The 17,960-nt window shown below is 37.0% G+C and carries 16 protein-coding genes; 15 read left to right on the top strand and 1 reads right to left on the bottom strand.

Features of this window, described 5'->3' with window-relative positions; translation table 11 throughout:
- The first annotated feature begins 2 nt into the window (after positions 1–2).
- The 5 genes from prkC (at position 3) to spoVM (ending at position 4,713) form a co-directional block, all read left to right on the top strand.
- On the top strand, positions 3–1,976 hold the full coding sequence (prkC, locus tag V7S50_RS02535) for a serine/threonine protein kinase PrkC (protein ID WP_242252022.1): 1,974 nt from the start codon (positions 3–5) through the stop codon (positions 1,974–1,976).
- A 280-nt stretch (positions 1,977–2,256) separates the two neighbouring features.
- Positions 2,257–3,138, top strand: coding sequence for a ribosome small subunit-dependent GTPase A (gene rsgA / locus V7S50_RS02540; protein WP_063221142.1), 882 nt, complete (start codon positions 2,257–2,259; stop codon positions 3,136–3,138).
- 2 nt (positions 3,139–3,140) lie between these two features.
- Positions 3,141–3,785: a ribulose-phosphate 3-epimerase gene (rpe, locus tag V7S50_RS02545; protein ID WP_060632004.1), complete on the top strand. Its 645-nt coding sequence runs from the start codon at positions 3,141–3,143 to the stop codon at positions 3,783–3,785.
- 100 nt (positions 3,786–3,885) lie between these two features.
- Positions 3,886–4,566: a thiamine diphosphokinase gene (locus tag V7S50_RS02550; RefSeq protein WP_142332664.1), complete on the top strand. Its 681-nt coding sequence runs from the start codon at positions 3,886–3,888 to the stop codon at positions 4,564–4,566.
- A gap of 66 nt (positions 4,567–4,632) precedes the next feature.
- Positions 4,633–4,713, top strand: coding sequence for a stage V sporulation protein SpoVM (gene spoVM, locus V7S50_RS02555; protein WP_001213599.1), 81 nt, complete (start codon positions 4,633–4,635; stop codon positions 4,711–4,713).
- 73 nt (positions 4,714–4,786) lie between these two features.
- Here the strand turns inward: spoVM and rpmB are convergent, their stop codons facing one another.
- Positions 4,787–4,975, bottom strand: a complete 189-nt coding sequence (gene rpmB / locus V7S50_RS02560; protein WP_000124776.1) for a 50S ribosomal protein L28 — start codon at positions 4,973–4,975, stop codon at positions 4,787–4,789.
- A 375-nt stretch (positions 4,976–5,350) separates the two neighbouring features.
- On the opposite strand from rpmB, the gene V7S50_RS02565 reads away from it, so the two are divergent.
- From V7S50_RS02565 to smc, 10 genes are all read left to right on the top strand, one after another.
- Positions 5,351–5,713 carry an Asp23/Gls24 family envelope stress response protein gene (locus V7S50_RS02565; RefSeq protein WP_000021109.1) on the top strand — a complete coding sequence of 121 codons (363 nt, stop codon included), beginning with the start codon at positions 5,351–5,353 and terminating at the stop codon, positions 5,711–5,713.
- A gap of 22 nt (positions 5,714–5,735) precedes the next feature.
- Positions 5,736–7,412, top strand: coding sequence for a DAK2 domain-containing protein (locus V7S50_RS02570; protein ID WP_242252021.1), 1,677 nt, complete (start codon positions 5,736–5,738; stop codon positions 7,410–7,412).
- A gap of 299 nt (positions 7,413–7,711) precedes the next feature.
- A complete protein-coding gene (gene recG, locus V7S50_RS02575) occupies positions 7,712–9,760 on the top strand; it encodes an ATP-dependent DNA helicase RecG (RefSeq protein WP_063221139.1) in 2,049 nt (682 codons plus the stop codon).
- An 88-nt stretch (positions 9,761–9,848) separates the two neighbouring features.
- Positions 9,849–10,442, top strand: coding sequence for a transcription factor FapR (gene fapR, locus V7S50_RS02580; RefSeq protein ID WP_242252297.1), 594 nt, complete (start codon positions 9,849–9,851; stop codon positions 10,440–10,442).
- Entirely contained in the window at positions 10,439–11,431 is a 993-nt protein-coding gene (gene plsX / locus V7S50_RS02585; RefSeq protein WP_063221138.1) for a phosphate acyltransferase PlsX, read from the top strand. Before fapR ends, plsX begins: the two co-directional genes overlap by 4 nt.
- Before the next feature lie 14 nt (positions 11,432–11,445).
- Positions 11,446–12,390: an ACP S-malonyltransferase gene (gene fabD / locus V7S50_RS02590; protein WP_242252020.1), complete on the top strand. Its 945-nt coding sequence runs from the start codon at positions 11,446–11,448 to the stop codon at positions 12,388–12,390.
- Positions 12,390–13,130: a 3-oxoacyl-[acyl-carrier-protein] reductase gene (gene fabG / locus V7S50_RS02595; protein ID WP_063221136.1), complete on the top strand. Its 741-nt coding sequence runs from the start codon at positions 12,390–12,392 to the stop codon at positions 13,128–13,130. The genes fabD and fabG overlap by 1 nt, the downstream gene beginning before the upstream one ends.
- Before the next feature lie 69 nt (positions 13,131–13,199).
- Positions 13,200–13,433, top strand: coding sequence for an acyl carrier protein (gene acpP / locus V7S50_RS02600; RefSeq protein WP_000786062.1), 234 nt, complete (start codon positions 13,200–13,202; stop codon positions 13,431–13,433).
- Between the two features lie 58 nt (positions 13,434–13,491).
- A complete protein-coding gene (gene rncS / locus V7S50_RS02605) occupies positions 13,492–14,229 on the top strand; it encodes a ribonuclease III (RefSeq protein WP_060631998.1) in 738 nt (245 codons plus the stop codon).
- 147 nt (positions 14,230–14,376) lie between these two features.
- Positions 14,377–17,946, top strand: coding sequence for a chromosome segregation protein SMC (gene smc, locus V7S50_RS02610; protein WP_242252019.1), 3,570 nt, complete (start codon positions 14,377–14,379; stop codon positions 17,944–17,946).
- The last annotated feature ends 14 nt before the right edge of the window (positions 17,947–17,960 follow it).

The following is a 17,960-nucleotide window of genomic DNA, read 5'->3' on the forward strand; positions in this document are numbered from 1 at the left end:
ACGTGCTGATTGGAAAACGCTTAAATGACCGTTATAAGCTGCTGAAAATGATAGGTGGCGGTGGAATGGCCAATGTGTATTTAGCTCATGATGATATACTGGGCCGGGATGTAGCGGTAAAAATATTAAGACTCGACTATTCAAATAACGAAGAGTTTATTAAACGTTTCCATCGAGAAGCGCAGTCTGTTACAACGTTGTCGCATCCAAATATTGTGAATATGTATGATGTCGGAGAAGAAGATGGTATATATTATCTTGTAATGGAGTATGTACCAGGACAAACATTGAAGCAATACATAATTGAGCGAGGGATGTTACCGATAGGAGAAGCTCTTGATATAATGGAGCAGTTAACATCCGCCATGGCACACGCCCATCATTTTGAAATTGTGCATCGTGATATTAAACCGCACAATATTTTAATTCGAGCTGATGGAGTAATAAAAGTAACAGATTTTGGAATTGCGACAGCTACAAGTGCAACAACAATTACACATACAAATTCGGTACTCGGTTCGGTGCATTACTTATCACCAGAACAAGCACGCGGCGGGATAGCAAATAAACAATCAGATATTTATTCCCTAGGGATTGTTATGTTTGAATTGTTAACAGGAAGACAACCGTTTTCTGGCGAATCTGCTGTTGCTATAGCTTTAAAACATTTACAAAGTGAAATTCCGTCACCAAAAAGATGGAATGAAAATATTCCGCAAAGTGTCGAGAATATTATATTAAAGGCAACTGCGAAAGATCCGTTTCATCGATATCAATCTGCTAATGCGATGAAACGAGATATTGAAACTGCGCTATATCCAGAGAGGATAAATGAGCAGCCATTTTACATACCGGAAGATATGGAAGCGACAAAAGCGATTCCGATTATTCAACAGGAACAATTATTCGAAAATGTAACTGATGAAACAATTGTTTTAAAAGGAAGTAAAGTGGATGAACAGAAAAGAAAAGAAGAAACTGATTTAAATAAGAAGAAAAAACGAAGTAATAAATGGCTTAAAGTTTTAATTACGACATTTTTACTTTTAGCGATTGGAATAACGTTAGCGCTTACTGTTATTCCGGGATTCTTTATTCCAAAAGATGTGAAGGTTCCTGATGTGGCTGGTATGAAATATACGACAGCAGTAAATACATTAGTTGAAAAGGGTTTTGAGGTTACGGAACCTAATATTGTATATACTGATGATGTTGAAACCGGTGATGTGATAAAAACAGACCCTGTGGCAGGAAGAGTCGTGAAAGAAAACTCTAAAATTACTATCTATCAATCAGGTGGAAAAAAGAAAAGTAAGATGAGTGATTTCACAGGAAAAGATTTTGAGAGCATAAGATCTGAATTAGAAGAAAAATATAAACAAGTTACAATAAACTATATTGAAAATGATAGACCAAAAGGTGAAATCGTTGAGCAAATTCCGACGCCGGATCAAATGGTAGTAGAAGCGGAACAAGAACTGAAAATTTGGGTAAGTAAAGGTCCTTATCAAATTAGACCAGGTGATTTTTCAGGATGGACTGAAAATAGTGTAAATGGTTATTTGAATGAGAGAAAACTAACTCCAGATATAAAACGAGAGTATTCCGATACTGTTGATAAAGGACTTGTAATTTCGCAATCTCCAAAACCAGGAACGCCGTTAAAAGAAGGAGATAAAGTGACGATTATCATCTCAGAGGGTCCTAAGCCGAAAGTAACGAAAACTGTGAAAGTAGATAATATTTCTATTCCGTATGAGTCTTCTATAATAGGTGAGAAAAAACCGCAAACGATAGAAATTTATAAAGAAGATATGCAACAAAAAATGGATAGACCAATTGAAACTAGAACAATTTCAGAGTCGGCAACTATTTCATTAGAATTTGTAATTCAAGAAGGTACAAAAGGACACTATAAAATTGTACGAGATGGTGTAACGATTATCGACAAAGAAGTACCATATCCAACTCAATAATAATGAATTCCATTTTCTTTTTAGAGAGGATGGAATGTATTACTCTTGCCTGTTATGCTCTCTACATATAGTGGACTGTATAACAGGCAAAAATATATGATTCAAAAAGCTATAAAAGTGATACTGTTATAAATAATATTTTAAATTTGATGGTAGATTAAATATATTACCTTGTATATATGACGGGTTTTGAAATCATTATTTAAAGAATTCTAATCCATTCCATATTACATCCCATATTAATTACAGCTTCACTTTATACAAAATAAAGGAGAATTATATGCCAGAAGGAAAAATTGTAAAAGCTCTAAGCGGGTTTTATTATGTACAGCATGAAGAAGGGATTACACAATGTCGCGGGCGTGGTGTGTTTAGAAAAAATAAAATTACACCACTGGTAGGAGACCAAGTTGTCTTTCAAGCTGATAATCCAAGTGAAGGATATGTGCTTGAAGTATTCGATCGAAAAAATGAACTTGTTAGGCCTCCTATTGCTAATGTTGATCAAGCAATTCTTGTTTTCTCTGCAGTAGAACCAGATTTTAATCCGGGACTGTTAGATCGATTTTTAGTGCTGATTGAATATCATAACATTAAGCCGATTATTTGCATTAGTAAGATGGATTTAGTGGATGAAAAAATGAGAGAGACTGTTGAATCTTATGCAAATGATTATCGTGAGATGGGATATGATGTATTATTTACTTCTATAAATACATCGGAAAGTATTGATATTTTAAAACCATTCTTAGAAGGTTGTGTTTCTGTCGTTGCAGGGCAATCTGGTGTTGGAAAATCTTCTATGCTTAACGTTTTACGTCCAGAGTTAGAACTGAAAACGAATGATATTTCCTCGCATTTAGGGCGCGGGAAACATACGACAAGACACGTGGAATTAATTGCGATTGGAAGCGGACTAGTTGCAGATACACCTGGTTTTAGTTCACTTGATTTCATAGATATAGAAGTAGAAGATCTTACATATTGTTTTCCAGAGTTGAAAGAAGCGAGCCAATACTGTAAATTTAGAGGGTGTACACATCTTTCTGAACCGAAATGTGCTGTGAAGGCAGCGATTGAAGAAGGGAAGATTACAGAATATCGTTATAAGAATTACAAACAATTCGTAGAAGAAATTAGAGAGAGAAAGCCGAGGTATTAGTTATGATTAAAATTGCACCATCGATCTTATCAGCAGATTTTTCAAAATTAGGGGAAGAGATTAAAGATGTAGAGAAAGGCGGAGCGGATTACATTCACGTCGATGTAATGGATGGACATTTCGTACCGAACATTACGATTGGACCATTAATTGTAGAAGCAATCCGTCCGATTACATCGTTACCATTAGATGTGCATTTAATGATTCAAAATCCTGATAACTATATCCCGACTTTCGCAAAAGCGGGAGCGGATATTATTACTGTTCATGTAGAGGCATGCCCTCATCTGCATCGTACAATTCAGTTAATTAAATCTCATGGCATTAAAGCGGGAGTTGTATTAAATCCGCATACGCCAGTTTCAACGATTGAGCATGTATTAGAAGATATCGATATGGTATTACTTATGACAGTAAACCCTGGATTTGGTGGACAGAAATTTATCCATTCTGTATTACCGAAAATTAAACAAGTTGCAGAAATGGTTAAAGAGCGCAATCTAGAAGTAGAAATTGAAGTTGATGGTGGTGTAAACGCTGAAACAGCACGACTTTGTGTTGAAGCAGGAGCAAATGTACTTGTAGCTGGATCAGCAGTATACAATCAAAAAGATCGCGGTGAAGCAATTCGTGTCATTCGTGGATAATGAATGAACGAGTCTTTATCCCAGTGAATCTTCTAGTGTAGTAAGTTTTCACTAATTTATAAAGGATAGAGAAAAAATATGTAAAAAGGCAATCTACCGAATGGCAGATTGCCTTTTTACAATAGAAGGGGAAGGAAACATGATTATTCATATTTTAGCGGGTGGACCTGCGGAATATTGTGCAGATTTTTCTCGATATGAAAATGAGAAAGTAGTGTGGGCTGCAGTTGATAGAGGTGTATATCGTTTATTAAAAGGAGGGATTACTCCAACTGTTGCGTTTGGAGATTACGATTCGGTTACTGAAGAGGAATTAGTATGGATGGGACAGCAAACAAATGACTTACATATTGTTCCTCGTGAAAAAGATCAAACAGATTTAGAAATTGCGATTAACTGGGCCTTAGAACAAAATCCAACATTGATTCGTATTTTTGGTGCTACTGGCGGAAGGCTGGATCACGGTTTAGCGAATATCCAGATGCTTTTAAAAGGGTTAGAAGTAGGGATAGAAATGTGTATTGTAGACAATAAAAATGAAATAAGCGTGAAAAAAGTAGGTACACATATAATTGAAGAAAATAAAGATTTCCCTTATGTATCTTTTGTACCGGTTACTGAAATAGTGGAAGGGATTACGTTACTTGGTTTTAAGTATCCTCTAACTAATAAAACAATAGAATGGGGATCAACACTTTGTATTAGTAATGAACTCGTTAAGGAAAAAGGTACTTTTTCATTTACTTCTGGCATATTAATGGTGATAAGAAGCACTGATTGAAGAAACAATTTTGCTCCTTACATCATATAGTGAACAAGTGGAGTAATGGGGATTAGGAGGGAAACCATGAGATTTTATACAATTAAGTTACCTAAATTTCTTGGTGGAATTGTTCGTGCCATGTTAAATACCTTCAAAAAAGATTAAAAAAAGCACCTATTACCGGTGCTTTTTCCATTGTCATAGTAAAAAAAGAGCCTAGCGGCTCTTTTTTTTATTATTAAACACGTTCGATTTTGCCAGATTTTAATGCTCTAGCAGAAACGTAAACACGTTGAACTTTTCCGTCGATGCGTACGCGAACTTTTTGAAGGTTAGCGCCCCATTTACGTTTTGTAGCGTTCATTGCGTGAGAACGAGAGTTACCAGAACGAGCTTTTCTTCCAGTGATAGCACAAACACGAGCCATTTATATTTCCCTCCCTTGATACCTTACCATACGTAATTTTTCAATGTTAGTCTTTTTTGCGATGCTAAAAACACTACTATAATTTAACACAACTAAAAAGAGAATGCAACACCGTAGAAAAAAGAAATCAAGAAAAATTACTTGACACTATATGTTGATGATGAAAAGTTGAAATCAAGAAAAATTGCTTGACATATTATAGTGGTACATGTTGTATAATAACAATGGACTATTTTGCTCATCATAAAAAATGTGATTTAAAACATAAAATATGAGAGTGAAAAGAAAGAACGATGGAATTTTCTTTAAAAAGATTATATGATAGTAACTAAAGTAGTCTAGCTCACTTTCACCATTTATGAAGGGGGAAACGAGATGTCAATTGAAATTAAAACGAAGTATGGTCAAATTGATATTAGTACAGATGTAATTGCAACAATTGCTGGAGGTGCCGCAGTAGATTGCTACGGTATCGTAGGTATGGCATCAAAAAATCAGTTAAAAGATGGTTTAACAGACATTTTACGAAAAGAAAACTTCACTAGAGGTGTTATTGTTCGTAAAGATGAAGATGAAGTACATATTGATATGTATATTATTGTGAGCTATGGTACGAAAATTTCAGAAGTAGCACATAACGTGCAGACGAAAGTGAAATATACATTAGATCAAACTGTAGGACTAGCAGTAGATTCTGTAAACATCTACGTACAAGGAGTTAAAGTAATAAACTTGTAATGTGCATTAAGGAGGAAAATCTGTGTCAATTCAAAAAATTGATGGGAAACGTTTATCACAAATGATCATGCAAGGAGCGAATAATTTAACAAATAATGTTCAGCTTGTTGATGCATTAAACGTATTTCCAGTTCCAGATGGCGATACCGGTACAAACATGAACTTATCCATGACTTCAGGCGCACGTGAAGTGAAAGCAAATCCTTCACAGCACGCTGGTAAAGTTGGTGTAAGTTTAGCCAAAGGATTATTAATGGGAGCTCGTGGTAACTCTGGTGTTATTTTATCTCAGTTATTCCGTGGTTTCTCTAAATCCATTGAACAAAAAGAAGAATTAACAACAGTTGATTTTGCTGCAGCTTTAGATGCTGGGGTAGAAGCGGCTTACAAAGCGGTTATGAAACCGATTGAAGGAACGATTTTAACGGTTGCAAGAGAAACGGGGAAATATGCAGTGACAGTTGCGAAAAAACAGCGCGACTTTGTTTTGTTTATGGAAGACGTTGTGAAAGAAGCGAATGCATCGTTAAATCGTACGCCAGATTTATTACCTGTATTAAAACAAGTTGGCGTTGTAGATAGCGGTGGTAAAGGTCTTGTTGTTGTATATGAAGGATTTTTAGCTGACTTAAAAGGAGAAACGATTTCTTCTAATGTGTCTGCCCAACCATCTATGAATGACATGGTACGCGCAGAACATCACCGTAGTGTACAAAGCCAATTGAGTACAGAAGATATAAAGTATGGATATTGTACGGAATTCATGGTGAAATTAGAGCCTGAAAAAATGAAGGAACATAATTTCTCTGAACAAAAATTCCGTGAAGATATTAGTGTATACGGAGATTCACTACTTGTTGTATCAGATGATGAGGTTGTTAAGGTTCATATTCATGCGGAACATCCTGGAGATCCTATGAACTACGGACAACGCTATGGTAGTTTAATTAAAATTAAAGTAGAAAATATGCGTGAACAGCATACTGCTTTATTAGATGAGCCTGCTATGATGCCTGAACCAACTAGCCAGTCTAAAGAGAAACAACCGTACGGGATCGTAACTGTAGCTATGGGATCTGGTATCAAAACTTTATTTGAGAGCATTGGCGCGACGAAAGTTATCGAAGGTGGCCAAACGATGAATCCAAGTACAGAGGATATTGTGAAGGCGATTGGAGAAGCGAATGCTGAAAAAATCATTATTTTACCGAACAACGGAAATATTGTGATGGCAGCAGAACAAGCGGCATCAGTTGTGGATCAAGAAGTGATTGTAATTCGTTCAAAAACAGTTCCTCAAGGTATGGCTGCAATGTTAGCATTTAATCCAGTTGGAACGTTAGAAGAGAATGAAGAAAACATGAAAGAAGCTTTATCTCATGTGAAAACCGGTCAAATTACGTATGCTGTACGTGATACGGAAATTGATGGTGTAGCAATTCAAAAAGATGATTTCATGTGTATCGCAGATGGAAAAATCGTATCAACAAATGCTGAAAAAGTAGGAGCTGCGAAGCAATTACTAGAAGCACTTATTGATGAAGATTCTGAAATCGTAACGATTCTACAAGGTGAAGATGCAACTGACGAAGAAGTAGCTGCGCTAGTTGAATTTGTAGAAGAGAATTTTGAAGATGCAGAAGTAGAAGTACATGCTGGAAACCAACCGGTGTATTCTTTCATCTTCTCTGTAGAATAAGAAAAAATTCGTTTTGAAAATAAATGGATTACTTACTTGCTAATCGATAAGAAGTAGTAATATGAAGTTTATTACTAGTTTTTATTCAAAAGGCTAGCATATTGAAGATAAAAAAGAGCCTTGCTGCTAAAAGTGAGGCTCTTTTCTTTCGTGTTGCTTATGAGGGATTTGAGTAGTTTCTCTTAGAATGCCTATGATAGAATATATAGGGTGAAAGAGAGCGATTACAGATGCTAATCATGTTAATGGATAATGAATGGAATGAATCAAAGAAAATAATGTGAAGGAGCGTGAGAATCTTGAATGAAGTTGTACAAGTTCCTGTTACGGATGTAAAGGGAATCGGAGGAGAAACATCTGAATTACTACACGAGATGGGAATTTATACAGTTTCTCATCTATTAGAACATTTTCCGTACCGTTATGAAGATTATGCGATGAAAGATCTTGCTGAAGTAAAGCATGATGAACGTGTAACGGTTGAGGGGAAAGTTCATAGTGCTCCTTTGCTACAATATTATGGGAAGAAGAAGTCGCGTCTTACGGTTCGTGTTCTCGTCGGTCGTTATTTAATTACAGCTGTATGTTTTAATAGGCCGTATTATAAGCAGAAGTTAAATTTAGATGAAACGGTAACGATTACTGGTAAATGGGATCAGCACCGTCAAACAATTGCGGTATCAGAGCTTCATTTTGGACCAGTAGTACGTCAACAAGAAGTAGAGCCTGTATACTCAGTGAAAGGGAAACTTACAGTAAAACAGATGCGCCGTTTTATTGCACAAGCGTTTAAGGAGTATGGAGACTCTATAGTTGAAGTGTTACCTGATGGATTGCTAAGTCGATATAAATTATTGCCGCGTTATGAAGCGCTTCGGGCGTTGCATTTTCCGGCAGGACAGGAAGATTTGAAACAAGCACGTCGCCGTTTTGTATATGAGGAGTTTTTCTTATTTCAGCTGAAAATGCAAACATTACGGAAAATGGAGAGGGAAAATTCGAAAGGGACGAAAAAAGAAATCCCTTTAGCAGAATTGCAAGAGTTTATCGATGCACTTCCGTTTCCATTAACTGGCGCGCAACGCCGGGTTGTAGATGAAATTATGAACGATATGACATCTCCTTATCGGATGAATCGTCTGTTGCAAGGTGATGTAGGTTCCGGGAAAACAGTTGTTGCAGCCATTGGCCTTTATGCAGCAAAATTAGCACATTATCAAGGTGCTTTAATGGTTCCTACAGAAATTTTAGCAGAACAACATTATCAATCGCTCGCAGAGACGTTCTCGCATTTTGGTATGAAGGTTGAATTGTTAACAAGTTCTGTTAAAGGCGCGAGACGTCGGGAAATTTTGGCGAAATTAGAACAAGGAGAAATAGATATCCTTGTTGGAACACATGCTTTAATTCAAGATGAAGTTATCTTTCATAGGTTAGGTCTCGTTATTACTGATGAACAACATCGATTTGGTGTAGCACAGCGACGAGTTTTAAGGGAGAAAGGTGAAAGTCCAGACGTATTATTTATGACGGCGACCCCAATTCCGCGTACGTTAGCAATTACTGCATTTGGAGAGATGGATGTTTCTATAATCGATGAGATGCCAGCTGGTAGAAAGGTAATTGAAACATACTGGGCAAAACATGATATGTTAGACCGTGTTCTCGGTTTTGTGGAGAAGGAGATAAAAAAAGGAAGACAAGCATATGTAATTTGTCCCCTTATTGAAGAATCTGAGAAACTTGATGTACAAAATGCTATCGATTTACATAGTATGCTGACTCATCATTATCAAGGGAAATGTCAAGTCGGATTAATGCATGGAAGATTATCATCTCAAGAAAAAGAAGAGATAATGGGACAATTTAGTGAAAATAAAGTGCAAATTCTTGTGTCGACAACAGTTGTTGAAGTAGGTGTGAACGTACCGAATGCGACTGTAATGGTTATTTATGACGCAGAGCGTTTCGGTTTATCGCAGCTCCATCAGCTTAGGGGGCGTGTTGGGCGTGGTAGTGAACAATCATATTGTTTATTAATCGCGGATCCAAAATCGGAAACGGGAAAAGAACGAATGCGTATTATGACCGAAACGAATGATGGATTTGTATTGTCAGAAAAAGATTTAGAGTTAAGAGGTCCTGGAGATTTCTTTGGAAGTAAGCAAAGTGGTTTACCAGAATTTAAGGTTGCTGATATGGTACATGATTATCGAGCGTTAGAAACAGCTAGACAAGATGCGGCGTTACTAGTAGATTCAGAAGCATTTTGGCATAATGATCAATATGCTTCGCTGCGTACGTATCTTGACGGGACAGGTGTGTTCCAGGGAGAGAAGCTCGATTAAAGGGAGGCAACAAAAGTTTTTGTTGCATTCTACTTTTATTGATTATATACTACTGTTAGTACCTAGTCATAAAAATGGATGGTGCGGTATGAAAAAAAGAAGAAGTAAAAAAGAAAGACAAGAATTATTACAACAAACTATAGAAACGAATCCTTTTATTACGGATGAAGATTTAGCAGAAAAATTTCAAGTGAGTATACAAACCGTACGTCTTGATCGTATGGAATTATCTATTCCTGAATTAAGAGAAAGAATTAAACATGTAGCTACAAAGCAACATGAAGAAGATGTGAAATCTTTACCGTTAGAAGAGGTTGTCGGAGAAATTATTGATATAGAATTAGATAGACACGCGATTTCTATCTTTGAAGTGAAGATAGAACACGTATTTAAAAGAAATCAAATTGCCCGTGGGCATCACTTGTTTGCCCAAGCAAACTCACTAGCTGTTGCGGTTATTGATGAAGAATTAGCTTTAACTGCAAAGTCTACCATTCGATACATTCGTCCTGTAAAATTAGGAGAGCGTGTTGTTGCAAAAGTGCTCGTTGAAGATGTAGAGAATGATAAAGGACGGACGGTTGTCAAAGTGCGTAGCTTCGTTGGAGAAGAACTTGTTTTTACAGGCACTTTTGAAATGTATCGATCTAGTAATTACAGTGAGGAAGGTAACAACTTATGAAAATCGCAATAGATGCAATGGGCGGCGATCATGCTCCAAAGGCGGTCGTATTAGGAGCAATGAAAGCTATTAAGGAATACTCTGATTTACATATTACGTTAGTAGGGAAAGAAGAGGAAATTCGTCAATACTTAACGAGTGAAGAACGAATTACTATACTTCATACAGATGAAAAAATTGAATCGACAGATGAACCAGTAAGAGCGGTTCGTCGAAAAAAACAAGCTTCAATGGTACTAGCAGCGCAGCAAGTGAAAGACGGCGTAGCGGATGCTTGTATATCAGCTGGTAGTACAGGAGCTTTAATGGCGGCAGGATTGTTTGTTGTAGGTCGTATGGAAGGAATTGAGCGACCAGCTTTATCCCCTACAATGCCAACCGTTGATGGAGAAGGTTTTGTTATGTTAGATGTTGGAGCAAACGTTGATGCAAAACCAATTCATTTATATCAATATGCAGTAATGGGATCTGTATACGCTGAGAAAGTAAGGGGAATTAAAAATCCTCGCGTTGGCCTTTTAAACGTTGGAACAGAGGATGGAAAAGGGAACGAGCTTTCCAAACAAGTCTTTACAATGCTTAAGGATGCCCCAATTAATTTCGTTGGGAACGTTGAATCAAGAGATTTATTACAAGGTGTAGCAGATGTTGTTGTATGTGATGGTTTTACGGGGAATGTAGCGCTGAAATCATTAGAAGGAACAGCGCTCGCATTATTCTCTATGTTAAAAGAGCAGTTAATGAGTTCGTTTACGAGCAAATTAGCAGCAGCGGTATTAAAGCCAAAACTTATGGTATTAAAAGATAAAATGGATTATTCGGAGTATGGAGGAGCGGCATTATTTGGGTTGAAAGCCCCTGTCATTAAGGCTCACGGTTCTTCCAATGAACAATCGATATTTAGTGCGATTCGTCAAACGAGAGAAATGGTAGCGAAAGAAGTTATTCCTACTATTTCAAGCGTAATGGAGAAAGAGCCACTCCAATAAGAGGAGGATTTGAAATGGGAAAAATAGCATTTCTTTTTCCGGGCCAAGGTTCACAGGCAGTTGGAATGGGTAAACAGTTAGCAGAGAATAATAAAGAGGTTGCAAATGTGTTTGCAAAAGCAGATGAGGTGTTGCAAGATTCACTTTCAGAAGTGATTTTTGAAGGACCACAGGAGAAGCTTACGTTAACGACGAACGCGCAGCCAGCCTTATTAACAACGAGTTTTGCTATTTTGACAGCTTTAAAAGAGTATGATATTACACCAGACTTTGTCGCAGGGCATAGTTTAGGTGAATATAGCGCTCTTGTAGCAGCGGGGGCATTAACTTTTGAAGACGCTGTATATGCTGTAAGGAAACGTGGGGAATATATGGAAGAAGCTGTTCCTGGCGGAGAAGGTGCAATGGCGGCTATTTTAGGTGCTGATCCACATATGCTGAAACAAGTTACAGAAGAAGTAACAAGTGAAGGATATGCAGTACAAATCGCTAATATGAATAGCACGAAGCAAATTGTGATTTCTGGAACAAAACAAGGAGTAGAGATTGCTTCTCAAAGAGCGAAAGAAAATGGTGCAAAGAGAGCAATTCCGCTTAAGGTAAGTGGACCGTTCCACTCTTCGTTAATGAAGCCAGCGGCGGAGAAATTCCAAAGTGTCTTAAATGAAATTACAATTCAAGATACGAATATTCCGGTTATTGCAAATGTAACAGCAGACGTAATTACAAGTGGTGCACATATTCAAGAAAAGCTAATCGAACAGCTCTATTCGCCTGTCTTATGGTACCCATCCATTGAATACATGGTGAATCAAGGGGTGGACACATTTATTGAGATTGGACCTGGGAAAGTGCTTGCTGGACTTATGAAGTCGATTGATTCATCAGTGAAAGCATATGCGATATACGATGAAGAGACATTAAAAGATACCATTTCAAATTTGAGAGGAGAAAACTGATGTTAAAAGGGAAAGTAGCATTAGTAACCGGTGCTTCACGTGGAATTGGCCGTGCGATTGCGATTGATTTAGCGAAACAAGGGGCAAATGTTGTAGTAAATTATGCTGGTAATGAGCAAAAGGCAAATGAAGTAGTTGATGAAATAAAGAAATTAGGTTCGGATGCAATTGCAGTAAGAGCAGATGTTGCAAATGCTGAAGACGTTACAAATATGGTGAAACAAACTGTAGATGTATTTGGACAAGTTGATATTCTTGTAAATAATGCAGGTGTAACGAAAGATAATTTATTAATGCGTATGAAAGAAGAAGAATGGGATACAGTTATTAATACAAACCTAAAAGGTGTATTCTTATGTACGAAGGCAGTATCTCGATATATGATGCGTCAACGTCATGGACGTATTATTAATATCGCTTCTGTTGTTGGAGTAACAGGTAATCCAGGACAAGCAAACTATGTTGCTGCTAAAGCGGGTGTAATTGGATTAACAAAAACATCAGCAAAAGAGTTAGCGAGCCGTAATATTACTGTAAATGCACTTGCTCCTGGGTTTATTGCGACAGATATGACAGATGTATTGGATGAAAATATAAAAGCTGAGATGTTAAAATTAATTCCAGCAGCTCAGTTTGGTGAAGCACAAGATATCGCAAATGCTGTAACGTTTTTTGCTTCTGATCAAAGCAAATATATTACAGGTCAAACGTTAAATGTTGATGGCGGTATGGTAATGTAATAAAAGAATCGATTTCAGCTAGTTTTTTTGGATAATATTTAATATAATATTTGAGGGGAGGTGAATAGAATGGCAGATGTTTTAGAGCGTGTAACAAAAATCATCGTTGATCGTTTAGGAGTAGAAGAGACTGAAGTAGTACCAGCTGCAAGCTTCAAGGAAGATTTAGGAGCAGACTCCCTAGATGTAGTAGAACTTGTAATGCAATTAGAAGACGAATTCGAAATGGAAATTTCTGATGAAGATGCTGAAAAGATTGCTACTGTTGGCGATGCTGTGACTTACATAGAGAGTCATCTATAATGCTTGAATGAAGTCCCGTTTTTTAGCGGGGCTTCTCGGCTTATATCTGGAGGGACCTATGCCGTACCGAAAATATAGAGAAAAAAAATACGAAACAAAATATCGTGAAGCGTTTAAAGTATTTCAAGAAAAGATAGGTATTACGTTTACAGATGAAAAATTATTGACTCAAGCATTTACGCATTCATCGTATGTGAATGAGCATCGAAAAAAACCGCATGAAGACAATGAGCGTCTCGAATTTCTTGGAGATGCAGTATTGGAACTTACTGTATCGCAGTATCTGTTTCAAAAATATCCGACAATGAGCGAAGGAGAGTTAACAAAACTACGTGCAGCTATTGTATGTGAACCATCTCTTGTTCGTTTTGCAAATGAGTTGTCATTTGGTAGCCTTGTTTTATTAGGAAAAGGTGAGGAAATGACAGGTGGACGTGAACGACCAGCTTTATTAGCGGATGTCTTTGAAGCGTTTATTGGTGCCCTTTATCTTGATCAAGGGCTAGAAACAGTATGGGGATTCTTAAAAGAAATTGTATACCCTAAAATTAATGAAGGTGCTTTTTCTCATGTGATGGATTATAAGAGTCAATTACAAGAGTTGATTCAGCGTGATGGTAGTGGCAATATTGAGTATCAAATTTTGCAAGAAAAAGGACCGGCCCACAATCGAGAATTTGTGTCACGTGTTACGTTAAATAACGTGGCTTTAGGTCTTGGTAGTGGCAAGTCGAAAAAAGAAGCAGAGCAACAAGCTGCTGCAGAAGCGTTGAAAAAGTTAAAAGAGCAACGATAAGGAATCCCCCTTTGAATGAGGGGGATTCCTTGTGTATAGAATGAAACTTTCCTTTCATTTGTAAATGAAAGGAAAGTGAATCCGTATAATAGCTTGTTTTTGTATAAACAACATTTATAGTAATGGAGAATAGGAGGAAGGCCTTTCGTGTTTTTAAAAAGATTAGAAATAGCAGGATTTAAGTCTTTTGCTGAGCGTGTATCTGTTGATTTTGTCCCAGGTGTAACGTCTGTAGTAGGACCTAATGGAAGCGGGAAAAGTAATATTACTGATGCCATTCGCTGGGTACTTGGTGAACAATCTGCAAAATCATTACGTGGTGCAAAAATGGAAGATATTATTTTTGCAGGCAGTGATACGAGAAGAGCAGTTAATGTTGCTGAAGTAACAATAACTTTAAATAATGAAGATCAACGTTTACCGATTGAATATAATGAGGTGTGTGTAACACGTCGTGTATCTCGTTCTGGTGATAGTGATTTTTATATTAATAAACAATCATGTAGATTGAAAGATATTATTGATTTATTTATGGACTCTGGTATGGGAAGAGAAGCTTTTTCGATTATTAGCCAGGGTAAAGTTGAAGAGATTTTAAGTAGTAAATCAGAAGAACGTCGTGGTGTATTTGAAGAAGCTGCGGGAGTACTGAAATACAAACTTCGTAAAAAGAAAGCTGAAGGAAAATTAGCAGACACACAAGAAAACTTAAATCGTGTACAAGATATAATTCACGAATTAAGTAGCCAAGTAGAACCTTTAGAAAGACAAGCTTGTATTGCGAAAGATTATCTCGAGAAAAAAGAAGAATTAGAGAAAGTAGAAGCGGCGCTTATTGTACATGAAATTGAAGAATTACATGAGAAATGGGAAGCGCTTCGAAATCAGTTTGGGCATAATAAAAACGAAGCAGCTAAAATGTCAACGGATTTACAAAAAGGTGAAGAAGAGCTTGAGGAATTACGAGGACAATTACAAGCGGTAGATGAGTCTGTAGATTCCTTACAAGAAGTACTTCTTCTTTCTAGTAAAGAACTAGAAAAGTTAGAGGGACAGCGTGAGCTATTAAAAGAGAGAAAGCAAAATGCAACGACGCATTGTGCGCAACTCGAACAGTTAATTGTTGAATTGACAGAGAAAGCTACAAGTTATGATGGTGAAATTGAATCAAGTACAGAAGTGTTGATGCAATTTGTAAATCAAGTGAAAGATTTGGAGACAAAATTGCATGATAATGAGCGATTACTTGCAACTTTTGCTGACAATTTAGAGGAACAAATTGAGAATTTAAAAGGTGACTATATTGAACTTTTAAATCAACAAGCTAGTCATCGTAATGAATTATCTATGATTGAAGAACAATCTAAACAACAAAACTCTAAAAATGAACGCCTTGATGAAGAAAATGCGAAATATGTAGAAATACGTATGGAAATTACAGCGAAAAAGACGAAACTTGTGGAAAGTTATGAACAAGTGAAAGGAAAGGTAGCTGGTATCCTTTCGAATATACAAAAGACAGAAGCGGCACTTGGGAAATGCAAGGCGCAGTATAGTGAAAATGAAACAAAACTGTACCAAGCGTATCAATTTGTACAACAGGCACGTTCTCGAAAAGAAATGTTAGAAGAGATGCAAGAAGACTACTCCGGTTTCTATCAAGGGGTACGTGAAGTATTAAAAGCTAGAGAAAATAAGTTGCAAGGTATCGAGGGGGCTGTTGCAGAACTGCTAACGGTACCGAAAGAATATGAAATTGCAATGGAAATTGCTCTAGGTGCAGCGATGCAGCATATTGTTGTACAAAAAGAAGAACATGCTCGTAATGCAATTGCGTTTTTAAAACAAAATAAACATGGACGAGCAACGTTTTTACCGCAAGCTGTTATTAAAAGTAGATCGTTATCATTTGAGCAATTACGTATTGTAAATCAACACCCATCGTTTGTAGGTGTGGCGGCAGAACTTGTGCAATATAACAATAAATATGAAAGTGTAGTTTCAAATTTATTAGGTACTGTTATTGTTGCAAAAGATTTACGTGGTGCAAATGAGTTGGCGAAACAACTGCAATATCGTTATCGCATTGTAACAATCGAAGGTGATGTAGTGAACCCTGGTGGTTCTATGACAGGTGGAGCGGTAAAACAGGCGAAATCTTCTTTATTAGGACGTCAACGTGAACTAGAAGAGTGGACGAAAAAGTTAACTGATATGGAAGAAAAAACAACGAAGTTAGAGAACTTTGTTAAAGCCGTAAAACAAGAGATTCAAGAAAAAGAAGTGCAAATACGCGAACTAAGGCAAAGTGTAGAAGCAGAGCGTATAGATGAGCAGAAATTAAGAGAAGAAATTAATCGTTTAGAATTAGAAGAACACCGTATTAATGATCGCTTATCTATTTACGATTTAGAGATTGAAGGCTTCTTACAAGACCAAGTGAAAATACAAGGGCGTAAAGAAGAGCTAGAAAAGATTTTAGCGACTCTTCAAGCAGAGATTACAGAATTAGATAGCAAAATCGCAGCTTTAACAAAACAAAAAAGTGAGCAGCATTCTTCGAAAGAGAAAGTTCAAAAAGAAATGACTGAATTAAAAGTGTTGGCGGCTGAAAAGCAACAACGCTTATCTAATCAGAAAGAAAAAGTTGAACGATTGACGAAGGAAAAAGAAGAAACGGATGCAACGCTTGTCAAAACGAAAGAGGATTTAGCATTCTTAAAACAAGAAATGACATCGAATTCAAGTGGTGAAGAACAAATTACGAATATGATTGAGAAGAAAGCATATGATCGTAATCAAACTTCAGAGTTAATTCGCTCTCGTCGTGAACAACGTGTATCTTTACAAGAGAGAGTAGAACATTTAGAGCGTAATCTGAAAGAAACAACAGGTAAACATAAATACATTCTTGAGATGTTGAAAGATCAAGAAGTAAAAATAAACCGACTTGATGTAGAATTAGAAAATAGATTACAACATTTACGTGAAACATATACGATTTCATTTGAAGCAGCAAAACTGAAGTATACAATGACGATGCCTGCTGAGGATGCACGTAAAAAGGTGAAACTAATTAAACTATCCATCGAAGAGCTAGGAACAGTAAACATAGGAGCAATTGAAGAGTATGAGCGTGTAGCAGAGCGTCATACATTCTTATTAGAGCAAAAAGATGACCTAGAAGAAGCGAAAGCGACATTGCACCAACTAATTACTGAAATGGATGAAGAAATGAAAAAACGCTTTTCTACTACGTTTGAAGGAATTCGAATGGAGTTTCAATCGGTATTCTCTGAATTATTTGGAGGCGGTAGAGCGGATTTAGTCATGACGAATCCAGAAGACTTATTAAATACGGGTATTGATATTGTAGCGCAACCACCAGGGAAGAAACTGCAAAACTTAGGTTTATTGTCAGGTGGAGAGCGTGCTTTAACAGCAATTGCGCTGTTATTTGGTATTTTAAAAGTGCGCCCAGTCCCATTCTGTGTACTAGATGAGGTAGAGGCGGCTCTTGATGAGGCCAATGTTGCCCGTTTTGCCCAGTATTTAAAGAAATTTAGTGATGAGACACAGTTTATTGTAATTACACATAGAAAAGGTACAATGGAAGAGTCTGACGTATTGTACGGTGTAACAATGCAAGAGTCAGGGGTATCTAAACTTGTTTCGGTTCGTTTAGATGATGGAGAAGAACTAGTTGCAAGCAAATAGGAAGGATGGGACAG

The sequence above is a fragment of the Bacillus sp. CCNWLW194 genome, assembly GCF_037120585.1.
GTDB lineage: Bacteria > Bacillota > Bacilli > Bacillales > Bacillaceae_G > Bacillus_A > Bacillus_A basilensis.